Origin of the sequence: Thauera sp. SWB20 (assembly GCF_000831325.1) — a bacterium.
GTDB classification, from domain to species: domain Bacteria; phylum Pseudomonadota; class Gammaproteobacteria; order Burkholderiales; family Rhodocyclaceae; genus Thauera; species Thauera aminoaromatica.
In genome coordinates this window covers 1-21809 of sequence record NZ_JTDM01000006.1, presented here as the reverse complement: position 1 = coordinate 21809, position 21809 = coordinate 1, and the positions used below count along the sequence as shown (strand labels likewise).

18 protein-coding genes and 1 other RNA gene are annotated in these 21809 nt (G+C 68.8%); 15 read left to right on the top strand and 4 right to left on the bottom strand.

The features are described from left to right. Positions 1–43: 43 nt before the first annotated feature. From pilB to PO78_RS00780, 9 genes are all read left to right on the top strand, one after another. Positions 44–1759 (top strand): type IV-A pilus assembly ATPase PilB, encoded by a 1716-nt coding sequence (gene pilB / locus PO78_RS00820; protein ID WP_004302458.1) that lies wholly within the window; start codon positions 44–46, stop codon positions 1757–1759. Positions 1760–1774: 15 nt separating this feature from the next. After that, on the top strand, positions 1775–3004 hold the full coding sequence (locus PO78_RS00815; protein ID WP_004302460.1) for a type II secretion system F family protein: 1230 nt from the start codon (positions 1775–1777) through the stop codon (positions 3002–3004). A gap of 4 nt (positions 3005–3008) precedes the next feature. Continuing rightward, positions 3009–3860, top strand: a complete 852-nt coding sequence (locus PO78_RS00810) for a prepilin peptidase (protein WP_004302462.1) — start codon at positions 3009–3011, stop codon at positions 3858–3860. 157 nt (positions 3861–4017) lie between these two features. Next, entirely contained in the window at positions 4018–4281 is a 264-nt protein-coding gene (locus PO78_RS00805; protein ID WP_012584903.1) for an FmdB family zinc ribbon protein, read from the top strand. 82 nt (positions 4282–4363) lie between these two features. Continuing rightward, a complete protein-coding gene (locus PO78_RS00800) occupies positions 4364–4990 on the top strand; it encodes a DUF502 domain-containing protein (protein ID WP_004302465.1) in 627 nt (208 codons plus the stop codon). A gap of 87 nt (positions 4991–5077) precedes the next feature. Then, on the top strand, positions 5078–6877 hold the full coding sequence (aspS, locus tag PO78_RS00795) for an aspartate--tRNA ligase (protein WP_004302467.1): 1800 nt from the start codon (positions 5078–5080) through the stop codon (positions 6875–6877). A gap of 145 nt (positions 6878–7022) precedes the next feature. Beyond that, positions 7023–8672: a tetratricopeptide repeat-containing response regulator gene (locus tag PO78_RS00790; RefSeq protein ID WP_004302469.1), complete on the top strand. Its 1650-nt coding sequence runs from the start codon at positions 7023–7025 to the stop codon at positions 8670–8672. 6 nt (positions 8673–8678) lie between these two features. Then, entirely contained in the window at positions 8679–9083 is a 405-nt protein-coding gene (locus PO78_RS00785; RefSeq protein ID WP_004302471.1) for a ribonuclease domain-containing protein, read from the top strand. A gap of 11 nt (positions 9084–9094) precedes the next feature. Continuing rightward, positions 9095–9460, top strand: a complete 366-nt coding sequence (locus PO78_RS00780; protein WP_043741418.1) for a barstar family protein — start codon at positions 9095–9097, stop codon at positions 9458–9460. Here PO78_RS00780 and PO78_RS00775 read toward each other — a convergent pair. After that, positions 9417–9620, bottom strand: a complete 204-nt coding sequence (locus PO78_RS00775) for a cysteine-rich CWC family protein (RefSeq protein WP_004302475.1) — start codon at positions 9618–9620, stop codon at positions 9417–9419. The two genes, PO78_RS00780 and PO78_RS00775, sit on opposite strands and share 44 nt — an antisense overlap. 160 nt (positions 9621–9780) lie before the next feature. Here PO78_RS00775 and PO78_RS00770 point away from each other — a divergent pair, with 160 nt between their 5' ends. Next, the gene (locus PO78_RS00770) at positions 9781–10218 is read left to right on the top strand and encodes an Hsp20/alpha crystallin family protein (protein WP_043741415.1); all 438 of its coding nucleotides are present in this window, start codon (positions 9781–9783) and stop codon (positions 10216–10218) included. Positions 10219–10498: 280 nt separating this feature from the next. Here PO78_RS00770 and argB read toward each other — a convergent pair whose 3' ends face one another. After that, on the bottom strand, positions 10499–11401 hold the full coding sequence (argB, locus tag PO78_RS00765) for an acetylglutamate kinase (RefSeq protein ID WP_004302479.1): 903 nt from the start codon (positions 11399–11401) through the stop codon (positions 10499–10501). 212 nt (positions 11402–11613) lie between these two features. Here argB and PO78_RS00760 point away from each other — a divergent pair, with 212 nt between their 5' ends. Further along, positions 11614–12516 carry a ZIP family metal transporter gene (locus PO78_RS00760; protein ID WP_043741413.1) on the top strand — a complete coding sequence of 301 codons (903 nt, stop codon included), beginning with the start codon at positions 11614–11616 and terminating at the stop codon, positions 12514–12516. An 83-nt stretch (positions 12517–12599) separates the two neighbouring features. Here PO78_RS00760 and ffs read toward each other — a convergent pair. Together ffs and PO78_RS00755 are read right to left on the bottom strand one after the other, a co-directional pair. Continuing rightward, positions 12600–12698, bottom strand: an RNA gene (gene ffs / locus PO78_RS22050) — signal recognition particle sRNA small type. A gap of 91 nt (positions 12699–12789) precedes the next feature. Beyond that, a complete protein-coding gene (locus tag PO78_RS00755) occupies positions 12790–14481 on the bottom strand; it encodes an AMP-binding protein (RefSeq protein WP_043741411.1) in 1692 nt (563 codons plus the stop codon). 259 nt (positions 14482–14740) lie between these two features. On the opposite strand from PO78_RS00755, the gene PO78_RS00750 reads away from it, so the two are divergent. From PO78_RS00750 to PO78_RS00735, 4 genes are all read left to right on the top strand, one after another. Beyond that, the gene (locus PO78_RS00750; protein ID WP_043741409.1) at positions 14741–15562 is read left to right on the top strand and encodes an NADPH-dependent oxidoreductase; all 822 of its coding nucleotides are present in this window, start codon (positions 14741–14743) and stop codon (positions 15560–15562) included. A 34-nt stretch (positions 15563–15596) separates the two neighbouring features. After that, positions 15597–17012 carry a hypothetical protein gene (locus tag PO78_RS00745; RefSeq protein ID WP_004302485.1) on the top strand — a complete coding sequence of 472 codons (1416 nt, stop codon included), beginning with the start codon at positions 15597–15599 and terminating at the stop codon, positions 17010–17012. A gap of 191 nt (positions 17013–17203) precedes the next feature. After that, the gene (locus tag PO78_RS00740; protein WP_043741406.1) at positions 17204–19918 is read left to right on the top strand and encodes a cation-transporting P-type ATPase; all 2715 of its coding nucleotides are present in this window, start codon (positions 17204–17206) and stop codon (positions 19916–19918) included. Positions 19919–20204: 286 nt separating this feature from the next. Beyond that, positions 20205–21095, top strand: coding sequence for an ADP-polyphosphate phosphotransferase (locus PO78_RS00735; RefSeq protein ID WP_012584898.1), 891 nt, complete (start codon positions 20205–20207; stop codon positions 21093–21095). The last annotated feature ends 714 nt before the right edge of the window (positions 21096–21809 follow it).

The following is a 21809-nucleotide window of genomic DNA, read 5'->3' as shown; positions in this document are numbered from 1 at the left end:
GGGCGGCGGGCAACATCGGCCGCAGTCCGGACACGAGCAAGGCATGGCGGCGACCTCCAAACCGGCCCTGAGCGGCTTCGCCAGGGCCCTGATCCAGCATGGCCACCTCAAGGAGGCGGACGCGATCGCATGCACCACCCATGCGGGCGAGGCCGCGACCGCCTTCATCCTCGAGGTCGCCAACCGCGGCCTGATGAGCTGCGCGGCGATGGCCCGCTTCGCCGCCGAGACCTTCGGCTATCCGCTCCTCGACCTCGCCGCCTTCGATGCGGCGATGTTCGCGCGCGAGGCGGTCGACCGCAAGCTGCTCGCCAAGCACCAGGTCGCGCCGCTCGCCAAGCGCCAGAGCCGCATCACGCTCGCCACCGCCGACCCTTCCAACCTGCGCGCGCTGGACGAGATCCGCTTCCAGACCGGCCTGCAGATCGAGCTGGTGATCGTCGAGGCGGACAAGCTCAAGCGCGCGGTCGAGGCCCTGTCCGAGTCGGCCGCAGACACGCTCAAGGAGCTCACCGGCGAAGCCTTCGACATGGACCTGCTGCAGCAGGACGGTCCCGCGCAGCCGCGCGACGAGGAGGAAGCCAACGAGGTCGATGACGCCCCGGTCGTCAAGTTCATCCAGAAGGTGCTGATCGACGCGATCAACGAGGGCGCCTCGGACGTCCACTTCGAGCCCTACGAGAAGTTCTACCGCATCCGCGTGCGCACCGACGGCATCCTGCGCGACATCGCCCAGCCGCCGCTGGTGCTCAAGGACAAGATCGCCGCGCGCATCAAGGTGATCTCGCGCCTCGACATCTCGGAGAAGCGCGTGCCGCAGGACGGGCGCATGAAGCTCGTGTTGTCGCGCAACAAGGCGATCGACTTCCGCGTCTCGACGCTGCCGACCCTGCACGGCGAGAAGATCGTGATGCGCATCCTCGATCCGAGCTCGGCGATGCTCGGCATCGACGCGCTCGGCTACGACCCCGAGCAGCGCGAGGCGCTGCTCGCCGCGGTCGAGCGCCCCTACGGCATGATCCTGGTCACCGGCCCCACCGGCTCGGGCAAGACGGTGTCGCTGTACACCTGCCTCAACCTGCTCAACAAGCCGGGCGTGAACATCTCCACCGCCGAGGACCCTGCCGAGATCAATCTCGCCGGCATCAACCAGGTCAACGTCAACGAGAAGGCCGGCCTCACCTTCTCCGCCGCGCTGCGCGCCTTCCTGCGCCAGGACCCGGACGTGATCATGGTGGGCGAGATCCGCGACATCGAGACCGCCGAGATCGCCATCAAGGCCGCGCAGACCGGCCACCTGGTGATGTCCACCCTGCACACCAACGACGCGCCCTCCACGCTCGAGCGCCTCAAGAACATGGGCGTGGCGCCGTTCAATATCGCATCCTCGGTGATCCTGATCACGGCCCAGCGCCTCGCCCGCCGGCTATGCTCCTGCAAGAAGCCCGTCGACATTCCCGCCCAGGCCCTGCTGGAGGCCGGCTTCGAGCCCGACGAGCTCGACGGCGGCTGGCAGCCGATGGGACCGGGCGGTTGCGAACGCTGCAAGGGCAGCGGCTACAAGGGCCGGGTGGGCATCTACCAGGTCATGCCGATCAGCGAGGAGATCGCCCGCATCATCATGACCGGCGGAAACTCCATGGACATCGCCGCCCAGGCCCGCAGCGAGGGCGTGCTCGACCTGCGCCAGTCGGGCCTGCGCAAGGTGCGCCAAGGCATCACCTCGCTCGAAGAAGTGCTGGCGACGACCAACGAATAAAGGACGCTCGATTTCATGGCCACTGCAAGCCGCGCGGCACGTGCCACCGGTCCGAGGGAGGACCTTTATATCTGGGAAGGCAAGGACAAGACCGGGAAGGTCGTCCGCGGCGAGATCCGCGCCACCGGCGACGCCATGGTCCAGGCCATGCTGCGCCGCCAGGGCATCCAGGTGATCAAGATCCGCAAGCAGAAGATGGCGCGCGGCGGACGCATCTCCGAAAAGGACATCGCGCTGTTCACCCGCCAGCTCGCCACGATGATGAAATCCGGTGTGCCGCTGCTGCAGGCCTTCGACATCGCAATGAAAGGCTCCGGCAACGCCGCGCTCGTGCGCCTGCTCAACGACATCCGCACCGACGTCGAGACCGGCTCCAACCTGTCGCAGGCCTTCGCCAAGCACCCTGCGCACTTCGACCGGCTGTTCTGCAACCTGGTCGCAGCGGGCGAGCAGGCGGGCATCCTCGACGGCCTGCTCGACCGCATCGCCACCTACAAGGAAAAGATCCTCGCGATCAAGAGCAAGATCAAGTCGGCGCTGTTCTATCCTGCCGCGGTGGTCGTGGTGGCGGGTCTCGTGATCTCGGTGATGATGCTGTTCGTGATCCCCGAGTTCAAGAGCGTGTTCTCCAGCTTCGGTGCCGAGCTGCCGGTGCCCACCTTGATGGTCATCGCCATCTCGGACGCCTTCGTGGCCTACTGGTACCTGATCTTCGGCGCCCTCATCGCGGCCCTCGTGGCGATCGCCTGGAGCTACAAGCGCTCGACTGCGATGCAGATCGCGGTCGACCGGCTGGTGCTGCGCATCCCGGTGATCGGCGCGATCATCCGCAAGGCCACGGTCGCACGCTGGACGCGCACGCTGTCGACCATGTTCGCGGCCGGCGTGCCGCTGGTCGAGGCGCTCGACTCGGTGGGAGGCGCATCGGGCAACCACGTCTATGTGGTGGCGACACATCAGATCCAGAGCGAGGTCAGCACCGGCACCAGCCTGACGGTCGCGATGCAGAACGCGGAAGTCTTTCCCACCATGGTGGTGCAGATGGTGTCGATCGGCGAGGAGTCCGGCCAGCTCGACGCCATGCTGGGCAAGGTCGCCGATTTCTTCGAGCAGGAGGTGGACGACGCGGTCGCCGGCCTGTCGCAACTGCTCGAGCCGCTGATCATGGTCTTCCTCGGCACCATCATCGGCGGCCTGGTGGTGGCGATGTACCTGCCGATCTTCAAGCTCGGTTCGGTCGTCTGAACCCATGATCGAGCTTCTCCGCGACCCGCTCGCCTTCACCATCCTCTCCGGCCTGGTCGGACTCTTCGTCGGCAGCTTCCTCAACGTCGTGATCCATCGGCTGCCCAGGATGATGGAGCGCGACTGGCACGCCCAGGCGGCCGAGCTGCGTGGCGAGCAAGCACCCGCCAACGAGCGCTTCAACCTCGCCACGCCGCGCTCGCGCTGCCCGCACTGCGGGCACCAGATCACGATGCTGGAGAACATCCCGATCGTCAGCTACGTGGTGCTGCGCGGGCGCTGCGCACATTGCGGCGCCGGCATCAGCAGGCGCTACCCGATCGTCGAAGCCCTCTCCGCGCTGCTGTCGGCCTACGCCGCCTGGCATTTCGGCTTCGGCGCCAGCGCGCTCGGGGCCCTGCTGTTCGTGTGGGCGATGGTCGCGCTCACCTTCATCGACCTCGACACCCAGCTGCTGCCCGACGACATCACCCTGCCGCTGCTGTGGCTGGGCCTCGCCTTCAACCTCGGCACCACCTTCGCCGAGCTTCCCGACGCGGTGATCGGCGCGATGGCGGGCTACCTCGCGCTGTGGGCGGTGTTCTGGCTGTTCAAGCTCGCCACCGGCAAGGAGGGCATGGGCTACGGAGACTTCAAGCTGCTCGCCGCGATCGGCGCCTGGCTGGGCTGGCAGATGCTGCCGCTGACCATCCTGCTGTCCTCGCTGGTGGGCGCGGTGGTCGGCATCCTGCTGATCGTCGTCGCCCGCCACGGCCGCAACGTGCCGATCCCCTTCGGCCCCTACCTCGCCGCGGCCGGCCTGATCGCGCTGTTCTGGGGCGAGCGCATCACCGAGCGCTACCTCGGGCTGCTCTGAGCGCGCGCCGCGCGCGCCGCTGCGGACGGTCCGCCACGGGGGGCTTGAAGCCCTCCTCCCCCGCCCTCATCTTGCACCCGGGCGCGACCGTTCCGGACGCGCTTTTTCCTTATGCTGCGTTGCGTTAGACTTGCGCACTTGTTTTCGGGAGCACGCCATGCCCATCTATGAATATCGTTGCCCGAGCTGTGGTTTCCAGAAGGAACACCTGCAAAAAATGAGCGACGAGCCCCTGTCCGTCTGCCCGTCCTGCGGCACGACCGGCTACGCCAAGCAGTTGTCGGCGGCCGGCTTCCAACTCAAGGGCTCGGGCTGGTACGCCACCGACTTCAAGGGCGGAGCCAAGAGCGCGGCCCCGGCGGCCGAATCCACGCCCTCGCCTGCGACCGGCGGCTGCGGCGGCGGCTGCGCCTGCCACTGAGCGGATCGACCCATCTCGCGGCGGGCCGGCCGCGGCGCGGCAGACGCAAGCAGCCGCGCAGCGCGGCGGCCAGGAACCCCACTTGAAAAAATACTTCATCACCGGCCTGCTGATCTGGCTCCCGCTGGCGATCACCTACATGGTGATCGCCTGGATCGTCGGCACGCTCGACGCGATCCTGCTGTGGCTGCCCGCCGAATACCAGCCGAGCCGCTACATCGGCTTCGACATCCCCGGCGTGGGCGTCGTCGCGAGCCTGCTGCTGGTGTTCTTCACCGGCCTGGTCGCCGCCAACGTGCTCGGGCAGAAGCTCGTGCAGCTCTGGGAAGCGCTGCTTGCCCGCATCCCGGTCGTCAAGTCGATCTACTACAGCGTCAAGCAGGTCTCCGACACGGTGTTCTCGAGCAACGGCCAGGCCTTCCGCAAGGCGCTGCTGGTGCAATACCCGCGCGAGGGCGTGTGGACCATCGCCTTCCTCACCGGCCAGCCGGGCGGCGACGCGGCCGAGCACCTGCGCGGCGACTACGTCAGCGTGTATGTACCGACCACGCCCAACCCGACCTCGGGCTTCTTCCTGATGATGCGGCGCAGCGAGGTCGTCGAGCTCGACATGAGCGTGGACGACGCGCTCAAGTACATCATCTCGATGGGCGTGGTCGCTCCGCCGGCGCGCAGGCCGGAACCCGTGCCCGCGCTGTCCGACACCTGAACGAAGCTCCCCGAACACTCCAGCCTCTCCACCCTGCCGAATCCTGAATCCCCGGGCGCAAGCGCCCCCGAACCTGCGGAACCCGACATGCGAACTCACTACTGCGGCAAAGTCACCGCCGCCGACCTCGACCAGATCGTCACCATTTGCGGCTGGGTACATCGCCGCCGCGACCACGGCGGCGTCATCTTCATCGACCTGCGCGATCGCGAGGGCCTGGTGCAGGTGGTGTGCGACCCCGACCGCGCGGAGATGTTCAAGACGGCCGAATCGGTGCGCAACGAGTTCGTCCTCAAGCTGAGCGGCAAGGTGCGCCGCCGTCCCGCCGGCACCGAGAACGCCAACCTCGTCTCGGGCGAGATCGAGATCCTCTGCCACGACATCGAGGTGCTCAACGCCGCCGCCACGCCGCCCTTCCAGCTCGACGACGAGAACCTGTCCGAGACGGTGCGCCTGACCAACCGCGTCATCGACCTGCGTCGCCCGCAGATGCAGAAGAACCTGATGCTGCGCTACAAGACCACGATGGCCTTCCGCCGCTTCCTCGACGGCGCCGGCTTCATCGACGTCGAGACGCCGATGCTGACCAAGAGCACGCCCGAAGGCGCGCGCGACTACCTGGTGCCCTCGCGCGTGCACCCGGGCCAGTTCTTCGCCTTGCCGCAGTCGCCCCAGCTCTTCAAGCAGCTGCTGATGGTGGCCGGCTACGACCGCTACTACCAGATCGTCAAGTGCTTCCGCGACGAGGACCTGCGCGCCGACCGCCAGCCCGAATTCACCCAGGTCGACCTCGAGACCTCGTTCATGAACGAGCACGAGATCACCGCCCTGGTCGAGGAGATGATCCGCTACGTGTTCAAGGAAGCGATGGCGGTCGAGCTGCCCGCGCCCTTCCCGCGCATGACCTACGCCGAGGCGATGCGCCGCTACGGCTCGGACAAGCCCGACCTGCGCGTGACGCTGGAACTCACCGACGTCACCGACGCGGTGCAGGACGTCGCCTTCAAGGTCTTCAGCGGCCCCGCCACCTCGGGCGGCCGCGTCGCCGCGATGCGCGTGCCGGGCGGCAACAGCCTGACCCGCGGCGAGATCGACGAATACACCAAGTTCGTCGCCATCTATGGCGCCCGCGGCCTCGCCTACATCAAGGTCAACGACGTCACCCAGCCCAACGAGCACGGCCTGCAGTCGCCGATCGTCAAGAACCTGCACGAGACCGCGCTGCGCACCATCCTCGAGCGCACCGGCGCGCAGTCGGGCGACCTGATCTTCTTCGGCGCCGACAAGACCAAGGTGGTCAACGACGCCATGGGCGCGCTGCGCATCAAGCTCGGCCACGAGAAGGGCTACGTCACCGGCGAGGCCTGGCGTCCGCTGTGGGTGGTCGACTTCCCGATGTTCGAGTACGACGAGGACGACAAGCGCTGGACCGCCTGCCACCACCCCTTCACCAGCCCCAAGGACGAGCACATCGACCTGCTCGAATCCAACCCGGGCGAGTGCCTGGCCAAGGCCTACGACCTCGCCTTGAACGGCTGGGAGATCGGCGGCGGCTCGGTGCGTATCCACCGCGCCGACGTGCAGGCGCGCGTGTTCGAGGCACTGAACATCGGCCCCGAGGAGCAGCAGGCCAAGTTCGGCTTCCTGCTCGACGCGCTCAAGTACGGCGCCCCCCCGCATGGCGGCCTGGCCTTCGGCCTCGACCGCATCGTCACCATGATGACCGGCGCCGAATCCATCCGTGACGTCATCGCCTTCCCCAAGACCCAGCGCGCCCAGTGCCTGCTCACCGACGCGCCGAGCGGCGTGGACGAGAAGCAGCTGCGCGAGTTGCACATCCGCCTGCGCCAGAAGGTCGAGACCCAGGTCGAAGTCGAGCGCGGCTGAGTCCGGCGGCACACCGGCCGGAGATCCCGAAGCCCCTGCCGGATCGCCGCGAAGGCGGCCGCAGGGGCTTCAGCCTGCCGGCGCCATGCCGTAATCTTCACGGATGGCCCGCACGCCGCGCGGCCCCCCGATCCCGGACGCCCCGATGCTCCTCCCCCACGGCCTGCAGGTCCTCGTCGTCGAATCCCAGTCGAGCATGCGCGCGCAGCTGCGCAACATGCTCGCCTCGATCGGCATCGACTCGCCGCAGTTCGCGGTCTCGGCGAGCATGGCGATGCGCCGCCTGCGCGCGCAGCCCTTCGACCTCATCCTGTCCGAATACGACCTCGGCGAGGGCCAGGACGGCCAGCACCTGCTCGAGGACCTGCGCCAGCACGCCATCATCCCGCCCGACACGGTGTTCGTGATGATCACCGGCGAGCGCAACTACGAGCGCGTGATCAGCGCCTGCGAGCTCGTTCCCAACGACTACATCCTCAAGCCGCTCACCGCCGAGAGCCTGCGCGTGCGCCTGCTGCGCGCCTTCGAGAAGCGCGACGCCTTCCTGCCGGTGTGGCAGCTGATGAAGCTCGGCGACCCCGTCGGCGCGCTCGCCGCCTGTCGCGAGGCGCGCGACCGCCACCCGCAGTACCTGGTCGATTTCATGCGCCTGCAGGCGGAGCTGCACGCCCAGATCGGCCAGATCGAGGAGGCCGCGGCGCTGTACCGCGAGATCCTCGCCGCGCGTCCCATCCCCTGGGCCTCGCTCGGGCTGGCACGCATGCTGGTGGTGCGCGAGGCCTGGGTCGAGGCCGAGCACCTGCTCGCCGACCTCGTCGCCCGCCACCCGCGCTTCATCGAGGCGCACGAGCTGCTCGCACGCGTGCAGGAGGAGACCGGCCGCCCCGCCGAGGCCTGCGGAACCCTGCAGCGCGCGGCCGACCTCTCGCCCTACCGCCTCCCGCGCCTGCGCCGGCTCGGCGAGCTCGCCCTGCAGGCCGGCGAGCTCGACCGTGCCGAGCACAGTCTCGCCGAGGCGGTGCGCCGCGGCAGCTACTCCGAATTCCGCGACCCCGAGGATCACGTCCGCCTGGTGCAGGCCCAGCTCGCCCGTGAACGCCCGGACGAAGCCTTGGCCACGCTTGCCGACCTCGAGCGCAACCTCGTCCGCCACCCCAAGGGCGAACTCTGCCTCGCCGTCGGCAACGCCCTGTTCGAGGGCCACCGCAACGACGCCGAAGGCCTGCGCAGCGCCATGGTGCGCGCGCTCGCGAGCCCCGAGCGCATCCGCGAGCTCTCCCCCGGGCTGCGCCGCGACCTGCTCGAGCTGTGCTACGACCGCAAGCTCGAGAGCGAGGGCCGCCAGCTCCTCGCCGACCTGATGCGCACCCACGGCGACGACCGCAGCCTGGCGAGCACGCGCGCCGCGCTCAAGGCACGCGGCTTCGAGAACCTCTCCGCCGAGGTCGAGGAGCAGGTGCAGAACGAGGTCAGGACCTTGATCGGCGCCGGCGCCGAAAAAGCGCGCAGCGGCGACTACGACGGCGCGGTCGCCGAGATGATGAACGCGGCGCGCAAGATGCCGGGCAACCCGCACGTGCTGTTCAATGCCGCGCTCGCCTTGCTGCGCCACATCGAGCACCGCGGCTGGAACGAGGCCTTCGCCGCGCAGGCGCGCAGCCTGATCGAGCGCACCCAGCGCATGGCGCCCGCCAACCCGCGCCTGGCGGCGATTACCGAATTCCGCCACGAGCTCATGAAGCGCTACGGTATCCGCCCCGAGCGCGCCCCCGTCACCCGCACCCGCCGCGCCTGAACCCCGATGCTGCGTACCGTCCTGCTCCGCCTGCTGCTCCTCCTCGTACTCGGCGCGGGCCTGCCCGCCTGCTCGCCCGGCGCCGCGCCCGATGCCCCGCAAGCTGCACAGGGCCTGCTGCAGCCCTCGCACGCCGGGCTGCCGGCCGAGGCGATCGAGACACTGGCGCTCATCCAGCGCGGCGGCCCCTTCCCCTACCGCAAGGACGGCACCACCTTCCAGAACCGCGAACGCCTGCTACCGGCGCGGCCGCGCGGCTATTACCGCGAATACACCGTGCCCACGCCCGGCGCGCGCGATCGCGGCGCGCGCCGCATCGTCAGCGGCGGCGATCCACCCGAGGTGTTCTACTACACTGCCGACCACTACCGCAGCTTCCGCGAGATCGCACCGCTGCGTTCGCTGCCCTGAGCCGTCCGTCCATGAGCCACACCTCGCACGCCCCCGCCGCGCAGCCGACTCCCCCGCTGCGCATCGACCTCGCCGGCTGCACGGACAAGGCCGGAGTGCTCGCGCGCATCGCGACCGCGCTGCGCTTCCCGGACTGGTTCGGCCACAACTGGGACGCGCTCTCGGATTGCCTGTGCGATCTCTCCTGGCTGCCCGCCGCGGCCTACCGGCTCGAATTCCTGCATGCCGACGCGCTGCGCGCGACCGCGCCCGAGACCTTCGCCACGCTGTGCGAGATCCTCGACGAAGCCGGCGACTTCTGGCGCGCCGAGGGCGTGGGCTTCGGCCACACCTTCATCCCCGCGCTTCCCGAGGCACCTTCCGGCGCGCCTCGATGAGCTCGGCGAGGCAGCGCGGGCAATAGCACTCCCCCGCACCTTCGGCCGGCACCGCAAACGCGGCCGGCAGCGCCGCACACCAGCACTCCGCCTCGCCTGCGCGCATGCCGCAGGTGAAGGCCGCGCCGCAGCGCGGACAGACATTGGTGGTTTCGTTCATCGGCGTCTCGCCTCCCTGGTTCGTTCGAACTCCGCCGCAAGGTTAGCGCAGCCGGACGGGCAGAGGGTACGCGCGCGCCCCTTGAAAACGCTTCCTCCGCGCCTATATTGGTCTTGAAGCCGGATCCCCCGGCAAGAACCCGGACCCAGGAGGACACGACATGAGCACCCCTCTCACCCGTCGCACCGACCCGTTGGACGACTTCTTCCGCGGCTTCTTCGTGCGCCCCGTCGACTTCGGCGGCCAGCAGCTCGCCACCCCGGGCACCGACGCGCCGCAGATGCGGGTCGACGTCAAGGAGACCGCGCAAGGCTACGAAGTGCATGCCGAGCTGCCCGGCATGAAGAAGGAGGACATCCACGTGCATATCGACGGCCCGGTGGTGTCGATCAGTGCCGAGCGCAAGCAGGAGAAGGAGATCAAGGACGGCGAGAAGGTGCTGCGCACCGAACGCTACTTCGGCAAGATCTCGCGCAGCTTCCAGCTCGGCCAGGAAATCGACGAGGCTGCGGCAAGCGCGAAGTTCAACGATGGCGTGCTCGAGCTGAACCTGCCCAAGAAGGCCGAGGTCCAGGCCAAGCGGCTCAACATCGAGTAGACGCCTGCCCGGCAGTTCGGGACAAACGGGATTCAGGAGTGGCGCGATTCGCGAGCGGGTCTTCAGCCAGAGACCGAGTTCGGCAAGTGCGGCGCGGCAGCCATCGCGACTCGCGTCGCTCCTACAGCCCCCCCGAAGCCTCGCCGGTTCGCGTAGGAGCGACGCAAGTCGCGATCCCCCTGCAGCGCCCCCGAAGCCTCGCCGGTTGTCGTAGGAGCGACGCAAGTCGCGAGCCGCGTCGCACGCCATCCTCGACGGCGGCGCGGCAAACGCGCGGGTTCTACTTGCTCTTGATCATCGTGCCGACGCCGTGGTCGGTGAGGATCTCGAGCAACAGGCAGTGTTCCACGCGGCCATCGATGATGTGCACCGACTTCACGCCGTTGCGCGCCGCGTCGAGCGCCGAGCCGATCTTGGGCAACATGCCCCCCGACAGGGTGCCGTCGGCGACCAGGTCGTCGATCTGGCGCGGCGTCAGGCCGGTCAGCAGGTTGCCCGCCTTGTCCAGCACGCCCGGGGTGTTGGTGAGCAGCACCAGCTTCTCGGCCTTGAGGATCTCGGCGAGCTTGCCGGCGACCACGTCGGCGTTGATGTTGTAGGTCTCGCCCTCCTCGCCCACGCCGATCGGCGCGATCACGGGGATGAAGTCGCCCTGGTCGAGGAAGGAGATCAGGCTGGGATCGATACCGGTGATCTCGCCCACCTGGCCGACGTCGATCAGATCGCCCTCCGGCGCGCCGTGCTTCTGCATCAGCAGCTTCTTGGCGCGGATGAAGCCGGCGTCCTTGCCGGTGAGGCCCACGGCCTTGCCGCCGTGCTTGTTGATCAGGTTGACGATCTCCTTGTTCACCTGGCCCCCGAGCACCATCTCGACCACCTCCATGGTCTCGGCGTCGGTCACGCGCATGCCCTGGATGAACTCGCCCTTCTTGCCCATGCGGGTGAGCAGATTCTCGATCTGCGGGCCGCCGCCGTGCACCACCACCGGGTTGAGGCCGACCAGCTTGAGCAGCACCACGTCGCGTGCGAAGCAATCCTTGAGGTGCGGATCGGTCATCGCGTTGCCGCCGTACTTGATGACGATGGTCTTGTCGAAGAAGCGTTTGATGTAGGGCAGCGCCTCGGCGAGGATCTCGGCCTTGCGGGCGGGGGTGACGTCTTGCTGGTGAACGGGCTGGGTCATCGGGAGACTCCTTGAACGGACAAGGGGATTCTAGTGGCCAGCCCGCGGAACCGGAAGTGCACCGCAGCAAAGCCCGGTGAGACAACGGTTTATATACATCCAGGCTATCCTGATCGTCTAAACGCTCAATTGGAACTATCAAGGCCGATCGCTGATACTGGCTCCATCAGACAAGGCGGCCCTGCCGCCACGCTCACAGGAGGATCCACATCATGGTCGACAAGGTCGCTCGCCTGCATTTCCAGCACGCCAGCCCAGCCGGAGCCCTGCGCACGCTCAGCGGCTGGCTGATCGCCATCACCGGTCTGGCGCTGCTCGTGGCCCAGCTCGTGCGCAGCGTCGAGGGCTTCGACCTCGCCGTAACGGGCGCGATGGCAGGCGGCGCCATGGCGGCCGCAGCGACCGCGCTGGGTGCGGTGCCGCTGCTCGTCGTGCGCCAGATCGGCGCCAGCGTGCAGGGCATGCTGCTCGGCTTCGGCGCCGGCGTCATGCTCGCCGCGAGCGTGTTCTCGCTGCTGCTGCCCGGCTTCGACGCCGCGCTCGCGCAGACCGGCTCGGAGACCGGCGCAGCCCTGCTGGTCGCCTTCGGCGTGCTGCTCGGTGCCGGCGGCCTGCTCGCCATGGATCGCGCCCTGCCGCATACCCACTTCCCCGAGGGCCGGCGCAGCGGTGCCGCGGTGTGGCTGTTCGTGTTCGCGATCGCCGTGCACAACATCCCGGAAGGTCTCGCGATCGGCGTGGCGGCCGGACTCGAAGGCACGGGCGCCGGCTCGGGCGACGCGGTCGCGGCAGGGATCTCGCTGCAGAACGTGCCCGAAGGCCTGATCGTCGCCATCGCCCTGGTGGCGGCGGGCTACGGTCGCTGGCTCGCCTTCGGCGTCGCGGCGGCGTCGGGCCTGATCGAGCCGATCGCGGCGATCGCCGGTTCGATGATGGTGTCGGTCTCGGCGAACATCCTGCCCTGGGGCCTGGCCGGCGCGGCCGGCGCGATGCTCTTCGTGGTCAGCCACGAGATCATCCCCGAGTCGCACCGCCGCGGTCACGAGACGCTCGCCACCGGCGGCCTGATGGTGGGCTTCGTGATGATGATGCTGATGGATACGCTGCTCGGGTGAGGCACGAGGCGTCCGCAGTGAAGCGCACCGAGCGGGGTGCAAAAGACGAAGGGCGCTCCGCGGAGCGCCCTTCGTGTGTTCGGGGTGGCGAGCCTGACCCCCGGCACTTGCAGGGAGCGGCTGTGGCTGCTGCCTTCCGGCCCTGACCAGGTTCACCGCGCTGCAATGCGGGGAGACCCGCCACGGCCGGCATTGTAGCAGCATGCCGGCCGCTGCGGTGCGGCAAAGAAGCCGCCCACCACCGCAGCGATCAACCCCGCGTGCAGCCCCTCATCAACCCTTGAGCTCGGGGAAGTCTTCCTCGAAGAACTCCAGCTCGCCGCGGGCGGCCTCGCCGCGCGCCTCTTCGGCCTTGCGCAGCTCGACGCGGCGGATCTTGCCCGAGATGGTCTTGGGCAGGTCGGCGAAGGAGAGGCGGCGGATGCGCTTGTACGGGGCCAGGCGTTCGCGGGTGAAGGCGAAGATGTCCTTGGCCAACTCGCGGCTCGGCTCCTGGCCGGCGACCAGGATCACGAAGGCCTTGGGCACCGCCAGGCGCAGCGGATCCGGGCTCGGCACCACCGCGGCTTCGGCGACCGCCGGGTGCTCGATGAGCACGCTCTCGAGCTCGAAGGGGCTGATGCGGTAGTCGGAGGCCTTGAACACGTCGTCGGCGCGGCCGACGTAGGTGATGTAGCCGTCCTCGTCGATGCTGGCGACGTCGCCGGTGCGGTAGTGGCCGTCACGCATGACCTCGGCGGTCTTGGCCGGATCACCCGAGTAACCCACCATCAGGCCGACCGGACGGTGCTCGCCCATCACCAGCGCCACCTCGCCCTCGACCGAGGGCTTGCTCTCGGCATCGAGCAGGGCGATCTTGTACCCGGGGAGCGGACGGCCCATGGAGCCGGGCTTGAGCGGCTGGTCGGGGGTGTTGCCGATCTGCGCGGTGGTCTCGGTCTGGCCGAAGCCGTCGCGGATGGTGATGCCCCAGGCCTTCTTGACCTGGTCGATGACCTCGGGGTTGAGCGGCTCGCCGGCACCGATGAGCTCGCGCAGCTTGGTCTTGACCGCGGCCAAGTCCTGCTGGATCAGCATGCGCCACACGGTCGGGGGCGCGCACATCGTGGTGACTTCGTACTTCACCAGCACGTCGAGCAGGGCCGCCGCGTTGAAGCGGTTGTAGTTGTACAGGAACACGCAGGCGCCGGCGTTCCAGGGCGCGAAGAAGCAGCTCCAGGCGTGCTTGGCCCAGCCCGGCGAGGAGATGTTCATGTGACGATCGTTGGGCTTGAGGCCGATCCAGTACATCGTCGAAAGGTGGCCGACCGGGTAGGACTGGTGGGTGTGCAGCACCAGCTTGGACTTGGAGGTCGTGCCCGACGTGAAGTAGAGCAGCAGCGGGTCGTCGACGCGGGTCACGCCGTCCGGGGTGAAGGCGTCGGATTCGGCCGCGGCGTCCTCGAAGGCCTTCCAGCCGGCAGGCGCGCCGCCGACGGCGATGCGGCCGAAGCTGCCGGGCAGGTTCTCGAATTTGTCGGTGTGGGCCTTGCCGATCACCACGTGCCTGACCTGGCCGCGCTCGACGCGGTCGACGAGGTCCTCGGGGGTCAGCAGCGTGGTGGCGGGGATCACCACGGCGCCGAGCTTGATCGCGGCGAGCATGGTCTCCCACAGCGGCACTTCGTTGCCGAGCATGATCAGGACGCGCTCGCCGCGCTTGACGCCCTGCTTGCGCAGCCAGTTGGCGACGCGGTTCGAGCGCGCCGACATCTCGGCGAAGGAAAGCTTCGACTCGCGGCCGTCTTCCTCGATGATCCACAGCGCCGGGTTGTCGTTGCCCTTGGCCATCACATCGAAGTAGTCCAGCGCCCAGTTGAACTCCTTCAGCTTGGGCCACTTGAAGCCGGCGTAGGCCGTCGCGTAATCGCTGCGGTGCTGCAGCAGGAAATCGCGCGCGGCGAGAAATTCGTTGACTGCGCTCATGGTTCTCTCCTCTCCAGGACGTCGTTGGAATGCTCCGGACGGGTGCATGCCCGCCCGATCCCGCTATTTTACGTTGACGTTAACGCAGCGCACCATTCTTGATCGAAATTATGTTTATGACCGGCAAAGTGCTTCACCCGCCCGATCGCCGCGGCAAGCGCCCTCGTCGCTCGCACCCGGGCTGCGGGGCGCCGCATCCACTGTCGATATACTTGCCGCTTGCGAGCGAGTATCGCCGCCGATCGTGCAAGGAGCAACCATGCCCCCCCCCTCTTCCCGCCTGCAAGCCCGCTACGGCCAGGAATCCATCCCCGCCGAGATCGCCCTCAACCCGCTCGTCGAGCACCTGCTCGACCACCGCTCGGTGCGCGCCTACCTGCCCGACCCGGTCACCGATGGCGAGCTCGCCGCGATCGTCGCCGCCGCGCAATCGGCAGCGAGTTCGTCCAACCTCAACGTGTGGAGCGTGGTCGCGGTGCGCGACGCCGATCGCCGCGCCAGGCTGGCCGAGCTTGCTGGCGACCAGGCCCACGTGCGCGAGGCGCCGCTGCAGCTCGTGTGGCTCGCCGACCTCGCCCGCCTGCGCCGCATCGCCACCGGCCTCGGGCGCCCGGCCGAGGGCCTGGACTACCTCGAGATGTTCCTCACCGGCGTCATCGACGCCGCGCTCGCCGCGCAGAACGGCGCGGCGGCGGCCGAATCGCTCGGCCTGGGCATGGTGTACATCGGCGGCATGCGCAACCACCCCGAAGAGGTCGCCGCGCTGCTCGGCCTGCCGCCCGGCGTGTTCGCGGTGTTCGGCATGTGCGTCGGCCGTCCCGATCCGGCGCGCCCGGCCGACATCAAGCCGCGCCCGCCGCAAGCGGTGGTGCTGCACCACGAACGCTACTCGCTCGACGCCCAGGACGCCGGCATCGCCGCCTACGACCGCGCGATGACGCGCTTCTACGCGGAGCAGAAGATGAACGTGCATGGCACCTGGAGCGTGCACTCGTCCAAGCGCATCGCCGGCCCCGAGACGCTCTCCGGCCGCCACCGCCTGGTCGAGGCGCTCCAGGCGCTCGGCTTCGCGCTCAAGTAATCCCCTCCCTCCTGCCCGCAAAGAAGGATCCGCCATGCGCAAACGCGACACGACGCTGAGCACCGACCAGAAGGCGCTCGCCATCAACCTGGACAAGTACAAATACGGCTCCATCGTCGAGATCGGCGCAGGGCAGGAGGTGGCGCGCCGCTTCTTCCACGTCGGCGCCGCCGCCGGCACCATCGCCAAGACCATGTCGGCCTACGACATGGCGGTCAGCGACGACATCTACGGCCACGTCGACCGCTACGTCAGCCGTGCCCGCCTGCTGCAGATGCTCGACAAGGAGTTCACCCAGGTCGTCGCCCGCCTCGCCCACGTGCGTCCGAAGAACACCACCTTCTTCGCCTACGCCGCCACCGTCACCGCGCGCAGCTTCAAGCAGAAGAACGAATGCCACGGCTGGGTCGGCATCCGCCTGCAGCTGCACCCGGGCGCCGCGCCGAGCGACGTGGTCATGCACGTACGCATGCTCGACAACGACAACGCGCTGCAGTCCGAGGCGCTCGGCATCCTCGGCGTCAACCTCATCCACGGCGCCTTCTTCCACCACGACCAGCCCGAGTGGGTGGTGGAAGGTCTCGCCGACGGGCTCGGCTCCGAGCGCATCGAGGTCGACCTGATCCACTTCTCCGGCCCGTATTTCGACGAAGTGGAAAACCGCCTGATGAACCTGCACCTGATCCGCAGCTGGCTCACGCGCGCGGTGGTCTTCAACCCGCAGGGCGAGGTGGTGGTGCCGGGCGAGCTCCTCTACCGCAAGCCGGTGATGGTGATGCGCGGCAGCTTCAAGCCGGTGACCCTGGTGAATGTGGACATGATGGCCGCCGGCCTGCGCCAGTTCAGCCAGCTCGCCGCGGTCGACGACAAGGAGATCGTCTCGCTCGCCGAGATCACCATGAACTCGCTGATCAGCGGCGACAACGTGGACGGCGCCGACTTCCTCGCCCGCATCGATCTGCTCGCCTCGCAGGGCTACACGGTGATGATCTCGGACTATGTGCGCTTCTTCCGCCTGCGCGCCTACCTGCGCCGCTACACCCAGAAGCCGATCGGGATCGTGCTGTCGGTGCGCGACTTCGCCTTCCTGTTCGACGAGAAATACTACGAAGGCCTGGAGGGCGGCATCCTCGAGGCCTTCGGCAAGCTCTTCCCGGACAACACCCACGTCTATGTGTACCCGTCCCGCCCGCGCGGCACCGACGCCTCGGCCACGGTGACGCTCGACAACGTGGCCGTCCCCGCCAACCTGCGCCACCTGCTCGCCCACCTCAAGGAGAACGACAAGCTGGTGGCGGTGCAGCCGCACGACGACACCCACCTGCACATCGACATCGGCGAGGTGCTCACCGGCCTGCGCCGCGGCCGCGGCGAGTGGGAGACCGACGTGCCCGAGGCGGTTGCGCAACGCATCATCGAAGGCCGCCTGCTCGGCTACGATACCGAGTGAGCGGCCCTGTGCACGCCCCCACGACTCCGGACCCTGCAGCACGCGGGGTCTTTTTTTGAACTTCGGCGGGAGCGACGGTCTGTATTAATGCAGCGCAACATCCGCGCCGCAGGCTTGCACAAGCCTCTTGCTTTCGATCGCGCGCGCGGCATCCTGCGCACAGCGCATCCGCACCGGCACGGAGCACGGACATGAGCCCGCGAACCGCCCAGCTTTCCCCCATCGAGAACGCCCACGCCCGCGCGGCCGACGAGGTCCTCGCAGCGCTGGACAGCAGCCCGACGGGCCTCTCTGCGGACGAGGCCGCACGACGTCTCGCCGAGATCGGCCCCAACCGCCTGCCCGAGCCGCCCCGGGACGGCGTGGTCAAGCGCTTCTTCAAGCATTTCAACGACGTGCTGATCTACGTGCTGCTCGGCGCCGCCGCGATCACGGCGAGCCTCGGCCACTGGATCGACACCGGCGTCATCCTCGGCGTGGTGGTCATCAACGCCATCATCGGCTTCATTCAGGAAGGCAAGGCCGAGGAGGCGCTTGCAGGCATCCGCAAGATGCTGTCCCTGCGTGCCGAGGCCTGCCGCGACGGACACTGGAGCGCGGTGGACGCCGACGGCCTGGTGCCCGGCGACATCGTGCGCCTGCGCTCGGGCGACCGCGTGCCCGCCGACGTGCGCCTGATCGAGACCACCAACCTGCGCATCGAGGAGTCCGCGCTCACCGGCGAGTCGGTTCCCGCCGACAAGAACACCGCCGCGGTCGAGCCCGCCGCCGGCGTCGGCGACCGCTTCGGCATGGCCTATTCGGGCACCCTGGTCGCCGCCGGGCGGGGCATCGGCGTGGCCGTCGCCACCGGGCCCGACACCGAGCTCGGCCGCATCGACCGCCTGATCGCCGAGGTGCAGCCCCTGCAGACCCCGCTCACCCGGCAGATGGCGCAGTTCAGCAAGATCCTGTCGGTGCTCATCGTCGGCCTGGCGCTGCTCATGCTGGGCGTCGGCCTCGCGGTGCACGAGCAGCCGCTGGCCGAGGTCTTCCTCGCCGCGATCGGCTTCGCGGTCGCGGCCATCCCCGAAGGCCTGCCCGCCATCCTCACCATCACGCTCGCGCTCGGCGTTCAGCGCATGGCGCGGCGCAACGCGATCACGCGCAAGCTCACCGCGGTCGAGGCGCTCGGCTCGGTCACGGTGATCTGCTCGGACAAGACCGGCACGCTGACGAAGAACGAGATGACCGTGCGCCACGTCCTCACCCGCGGCGGCTTCTACGAGGTCAGCGGCACCGGCTACCGCCCCGAGGGCGAGATCACCCTCGAAGGCAAGGTCGCCAGCCTGGCGCACCACGACCACCTGCACGCGCTGATCGAGGTCGTCGCGGTCGCCAACGACACCCACATCGCCGAAGAGGACGGCCAGTGGAAGGTCACCGGCGAGCCCACCGAGGGCGCGCTGCGCACGCTCGCGCACAAGGCCGGCTTCGACGCTGGCGCGCACCAGCGCCACGACAGCATCCCCTTCGAGTCGGCCAACAAGTTCATGGCCACGCTCGACACCGCCCCCTGCGGGCAGCGCCGCATCCTGCTGAAAGGCGCGCCCGACCGCCTGCTCGAGCGCTGCCGCCACGAGCTCGGCGCCGACGGCGAGCTCGTGGCGCTCGACCGTGCCTTCTGGGAGGAGCGCATCGACGCGCTGAGCGGCGAAGGCCTGCGCGTGCTCGCCGCCGCCGCGCGCGACGTTCCCGACAGCAAGGACGCGCTCGTCATCGAGGACCTGCAGGAGGACATGGTCTTCCTCGGCCTCATCGGCATCATCGACCCGCCGCGCCCGGAAGCGATCGCGGCGATCCGCTCCTGCCACGAAGCCGGCATCCGCGTGAAGATGATCACCGGCGACCACGCCGGCACCGCGCGCGCAATCGGCATCGAGATGGGCCTGGGCACGGCCGACGCGCTGAAGGTGATCACCGGCGCCGAGATCGAGGCCGCCAGCGACGAGGAACTGCAGCGGATCGCCCACGACTGCGACCTCTTCGCGCGCACCAGCCCCGAGCACAAGCTGCGCCTGGTCGAGGCCCTGCAGGCGCGCGGCGAGGTGGTGGCAATGACCGGCGACGGGGTCAACGACGCCCCCGCGCTCAAGCGCGCCGACGTCGGCGTGGCGATGGGCATCAAGGGCACCGAGGCCACCAAGGAGGCCGCCGAGATCGTGCTCGCCGACGACAACTTCTCCACCATCGAGCGCGCCGTCGAGGAAGGTCGCACGATCTACGACAACCTGCGCAAGGCCATCCTCTTCATCCTGCCCACCAACGGCGCCCAGGGCTTCGTGATGCTCGCCGCGGTGGTGCTCGGCCTCACCCTGCCGCTCACGCCGGTGCAGATCCTGTGGGTGAACATGGTGGTGGCGGTCACGCTGGCGCTTGCGCTCGCCTTCGAGCCCGCCGAGCCGGGCGTCATGCAGCGCCCGCCGCGGCGCCCCGGCGCGCCGATCATGGACGGCGCGATGCTGTGGCGGGTGGGCTTCGTGTCGTTGCTGATCGGCGGCGCCACCATCGTCTCCTTCGAGTATTCGCTGCTGCAGGGCATGGAACTGCAGGCCGCGCGCACGATGGCGGTCAACACCCTGGTGGTCGCGCAGGCCTGGTACCTCTTCAACAGCCGCTTCCTCACCGCCTCCAGCCTCGCGCCCGCGCGCCTGTTCACCAACCCGGCGGCGCAGGTCTCGGTGCTGGTCCTGGCCCTGCTGCAGCTCGGCTTCGTCTACCTGCCCTTCATGAACACCTGGTTCGGCACCACCCCGCTCGCGCTCGAATACTGGCTGCCCCCGCTCGCGATCGGCGCGCTGGTCTTCCTCGTGATCGAGGCCGAGAAGGCGCTGCAGCGGCGATACGGGGCGCGCAAGAGCGGCTGAGCGGGCGCCTCGCCAGGCGCCGATCGCGACTTGCGTCGCTCCTGCAGAACCGACACATCCTCGGATCGCCTGCAGGAGCGACGCAAGCGGCTTCGCCGCGTGCCGCGTTCGACTTCTCCCGCGCGGGGCTCCTCTGCGGGTGGTCGCGGCAAGCCTCCCCGTGCAGCTCCGGTGCGGGCCGCTCGCGCCACGACTCGCGCGCATCCGGCGCATGACGTCGGCCGCAAGGAGGCGGACAATGTCCCGCATGCCCGCTTCGGCCCACCCCAACCAGACGGAGCATCCGATGAGCAAGCACAAACCGATCGACATCGCCGAGTTTCGCGTCGAGGGCGGCAAGAAGGTCGACCTCGCCGACTGGCCGACCAAGGTCCGCGCCGTCTACGACTCGAAGAGCGACTACGAGGAGCGCCTGGACGCCGGCACCGAGCGCCTGGCCGAGCTGCAGGAGATGCTCTACGCCCACGACCGCTACTCGCTGCTGGTGATCTTCCAGGCCATGGACGCGGCCGGCAAGGACGGCGCCATCCGCCACGTCATGTCGGGCATCAACCCGCAGGGCTGCCAGGTGTTCAGCTTCAAGCACCCGAGCCCCACCGAGCTCGACCACGACTTCCTGTGGCGCACCCACGTCGCGCTGCCCGAGCGCGGCCGCATCGGCATCTTCAACCGCTCGTACTACGAGGAGGTGCTGATCGTGCGCGTGCTCCCCGAGATCCTGCGCGGCCAGCAGCTGCCCGACGAGACCCTGGCCGCGCGCGACTTCTGGGGCGAACGCTTCCGCTCCATCGTCGACGCCGAGGCCCACCTGCACCGCAACGGCACGCGCATCGTCAAGATTTTCCTGCACCTTTCGAAGGACGAGCAGCGCGACCGCCTGATCGCCCGCATCGACGAGGAAGACAAGAACTGGAAGTTCGACGAAGGCGACATCGAGCAGCGCAAGCACTGGGACAAGTACATGGCCGCCTACGCCGACTGCCTGCGCGCCACCAGCACGCCCGATTGCCCATGGTACGTGGTGCCGGCCGACGACAAGAAGAACGCCCGCCTGATCGTCTCGCAGATCCTGGTCGACACCCTCGCGGGGCTCGACCTGCACTACCCCGAGACCAGTCCGGCACGGCGCGAGAAGCTCCTCGAGATCCGCCGCCAGCTCGAAGCCGGCGAGGTCTGACTTCGCCGGCCTCCGGATGCACCACGACGTCTTGTGGGAGCGACGCGTTGTGCTGCGTTCCGGCCTCGTTACCCTTTGACGCATCCGGATGCACCACGACGTCTTGTGGGAGCGACGCAAGTCGCGATTGCAGCCTGCGGGAGTCGTGGCGCAGACCGAAGCGCCGCGATCGCGACTCGCGTCGCTCCCACAAAAGACCGCGCACTGCCGTCGCCGCGACGCCCACCCCGGGCCGTGACAGCGATCGATCTCCCATGGGAGCGACGCGAGCCGCGATCCCTGCGCCGGAGATCCGCTCGGCGGTCCGTCGTGCGCCGCATCGCGACTGGCGTCGCGCCTGTCGCCCCCGGGCGCGGCGGTTTCTCGTGGGAGCGACGCGAGTCACGATTGCAGCCTGCGGGAGTCGTGGCGCGGACGGAAGCGCCGCGATCGCGACTTGCGTCGCTCCCACAAAAGACCGCGCACCGCCGTCGCCGCGACGCCCACCCCGGGCCGTGACAGCGATCGATCTCCCATGGGAGCGACGCGAGCCGCGATCCCTGCGCCGGAGATCCGCTCGGCGGTCCGTCGTGCGCCGCATCGCGACCGGCGTCGCGCCCGTCGCCCCTTAGGCGCGGCGGTTTCTTGTGGGAGCGACGCGAGTCGCGATTGCAGCCTGCAGGAGTCGTGGCGCAGACGGAAACGCCGCGGTCGCGACTTGCGTCGCTCCCACAA

Excerpts from the sequence above, each read along its gene's own strand:
- PO78_RS00810 (WP_004302462.1), top strand. The coding sequence starts at position 3,009 with ATGATCGAGCTTCTCCGCGACCCGCTCGCCTTCACCATCCTCTCCGGC.
- PO78_RS00745 (WP_004302485.1), top strand. The coding sequence starts at position 15,597 with ATGCGCAAACGCGACACGACGCTGAGCACCGACCAGAAGGCGCTCGCC.
- pilB (WP_004302458.1), top strand. The coding sequence starts at position 44 with ATGGCGGCGACCTCCAAACCGGCCCTGAGCGGCTTCGCCAGGGCCCTG.
- aspS (WP_004302467.1), top strand. The coding sequence starts at position 5,078 with ATGCGAACTCACTACTGCGGCAAAGTCACCGCCGCCGACCTCGACCAG.
- PO78_RS00740 (WP_043741406.1), top strand. The coding sequence starts at position 17,204 with ATGAGCCCGCGAACCGCCCAGCTTTCCCCCATCGAGAACGCCCACGCC.
- PO78_RS00760 (WP_043741413.1), top strand. The coding sequence starts at position 11,614 with ATGGTCGACAAGGTCGCTCGCCTGCATTTCCAGCACGCCAGCCCAGCC.
- PO78_RS00755 (WP_043741411.1), bottom strand. The coding sequence starts at position 14,481 with ATGAGCGCAGTCAACGAATTTCTCGCCGCGCGCGATTTCCTGCTGCAG.
- PO78_RS00790 (WP_004302469.1), top strand. The coding sequence starts at position 7,023 with ATGCTCCTCCCCCACGGCCTGCAGGTCCTCGTCGTCGAATCCCAGTCG.
- argB (WP_004302479.1), bottom strand. The coding sequence starts at position 11,401 with ATGACCCAGCCCGTTCACCAGCAAGACGTCACCCCCGCCCGCAAGGCC.
- PO78_RS00805 (WP_012584903.1), top strand. The coding sequence starts at position 4,018 with ATGCCCATCTATGAATATCGTTGCCCGAGCTGTGGTTTCCAGAAGGAA.
- PO78_RS00780 (WP_043741418.1), top strand. The coding sequence starts at position 9,095 with ATGAGCCACACCTCGCACGCCCCCGCCGCGCAGCCGACTCCCCCGCTG.
- PO78_RS00770 (WP_043741415.1), top strand. The coding sequence starts at position 9,781 with ATGAGCACCCCTCTCACCCGTCGCACCGACCCGTTGGACGACTTCTTC.
- PO78_RS00750 (WP_043741409.1), top strand. The coding sequence starts at position 14,741 with ATGCCCCCCCCCTCTTCCCGCCTGCAAGCCCGCTACGGCCAGGAATCC.
- PO78_RS00785 (WP_004302471.1), top strand. The coding sequence starts at position 8,679 with ATGCTGCGTACCGTCCTGCTCCGCCTGCTGCTCCTCCTCGTACTCGGC.
- PO78_RS00775 (WP_004302475.1), bottom strand. The coding sequence starts at position 9,620 with ATGAACGAAACCACCAATGTCTGTCCGCGCTGCGGCGCGGCCTTCACC.
- PO78_RS00815 (WP_004302460.1), top strand. The coding sequence starts at position 1,775 with ATGGCCACTGCAAGCCGCGCGGCACGTGCCACCGGTCCGAGGGAGGAC.
- PO78_RS00735 (WP_012584898.1), top strand. The coding sequence starts at position 20,205 with ATGAGCAAGCACAAACCGATCGACATCGCCGAGTTTCGCGTCGAGGGC.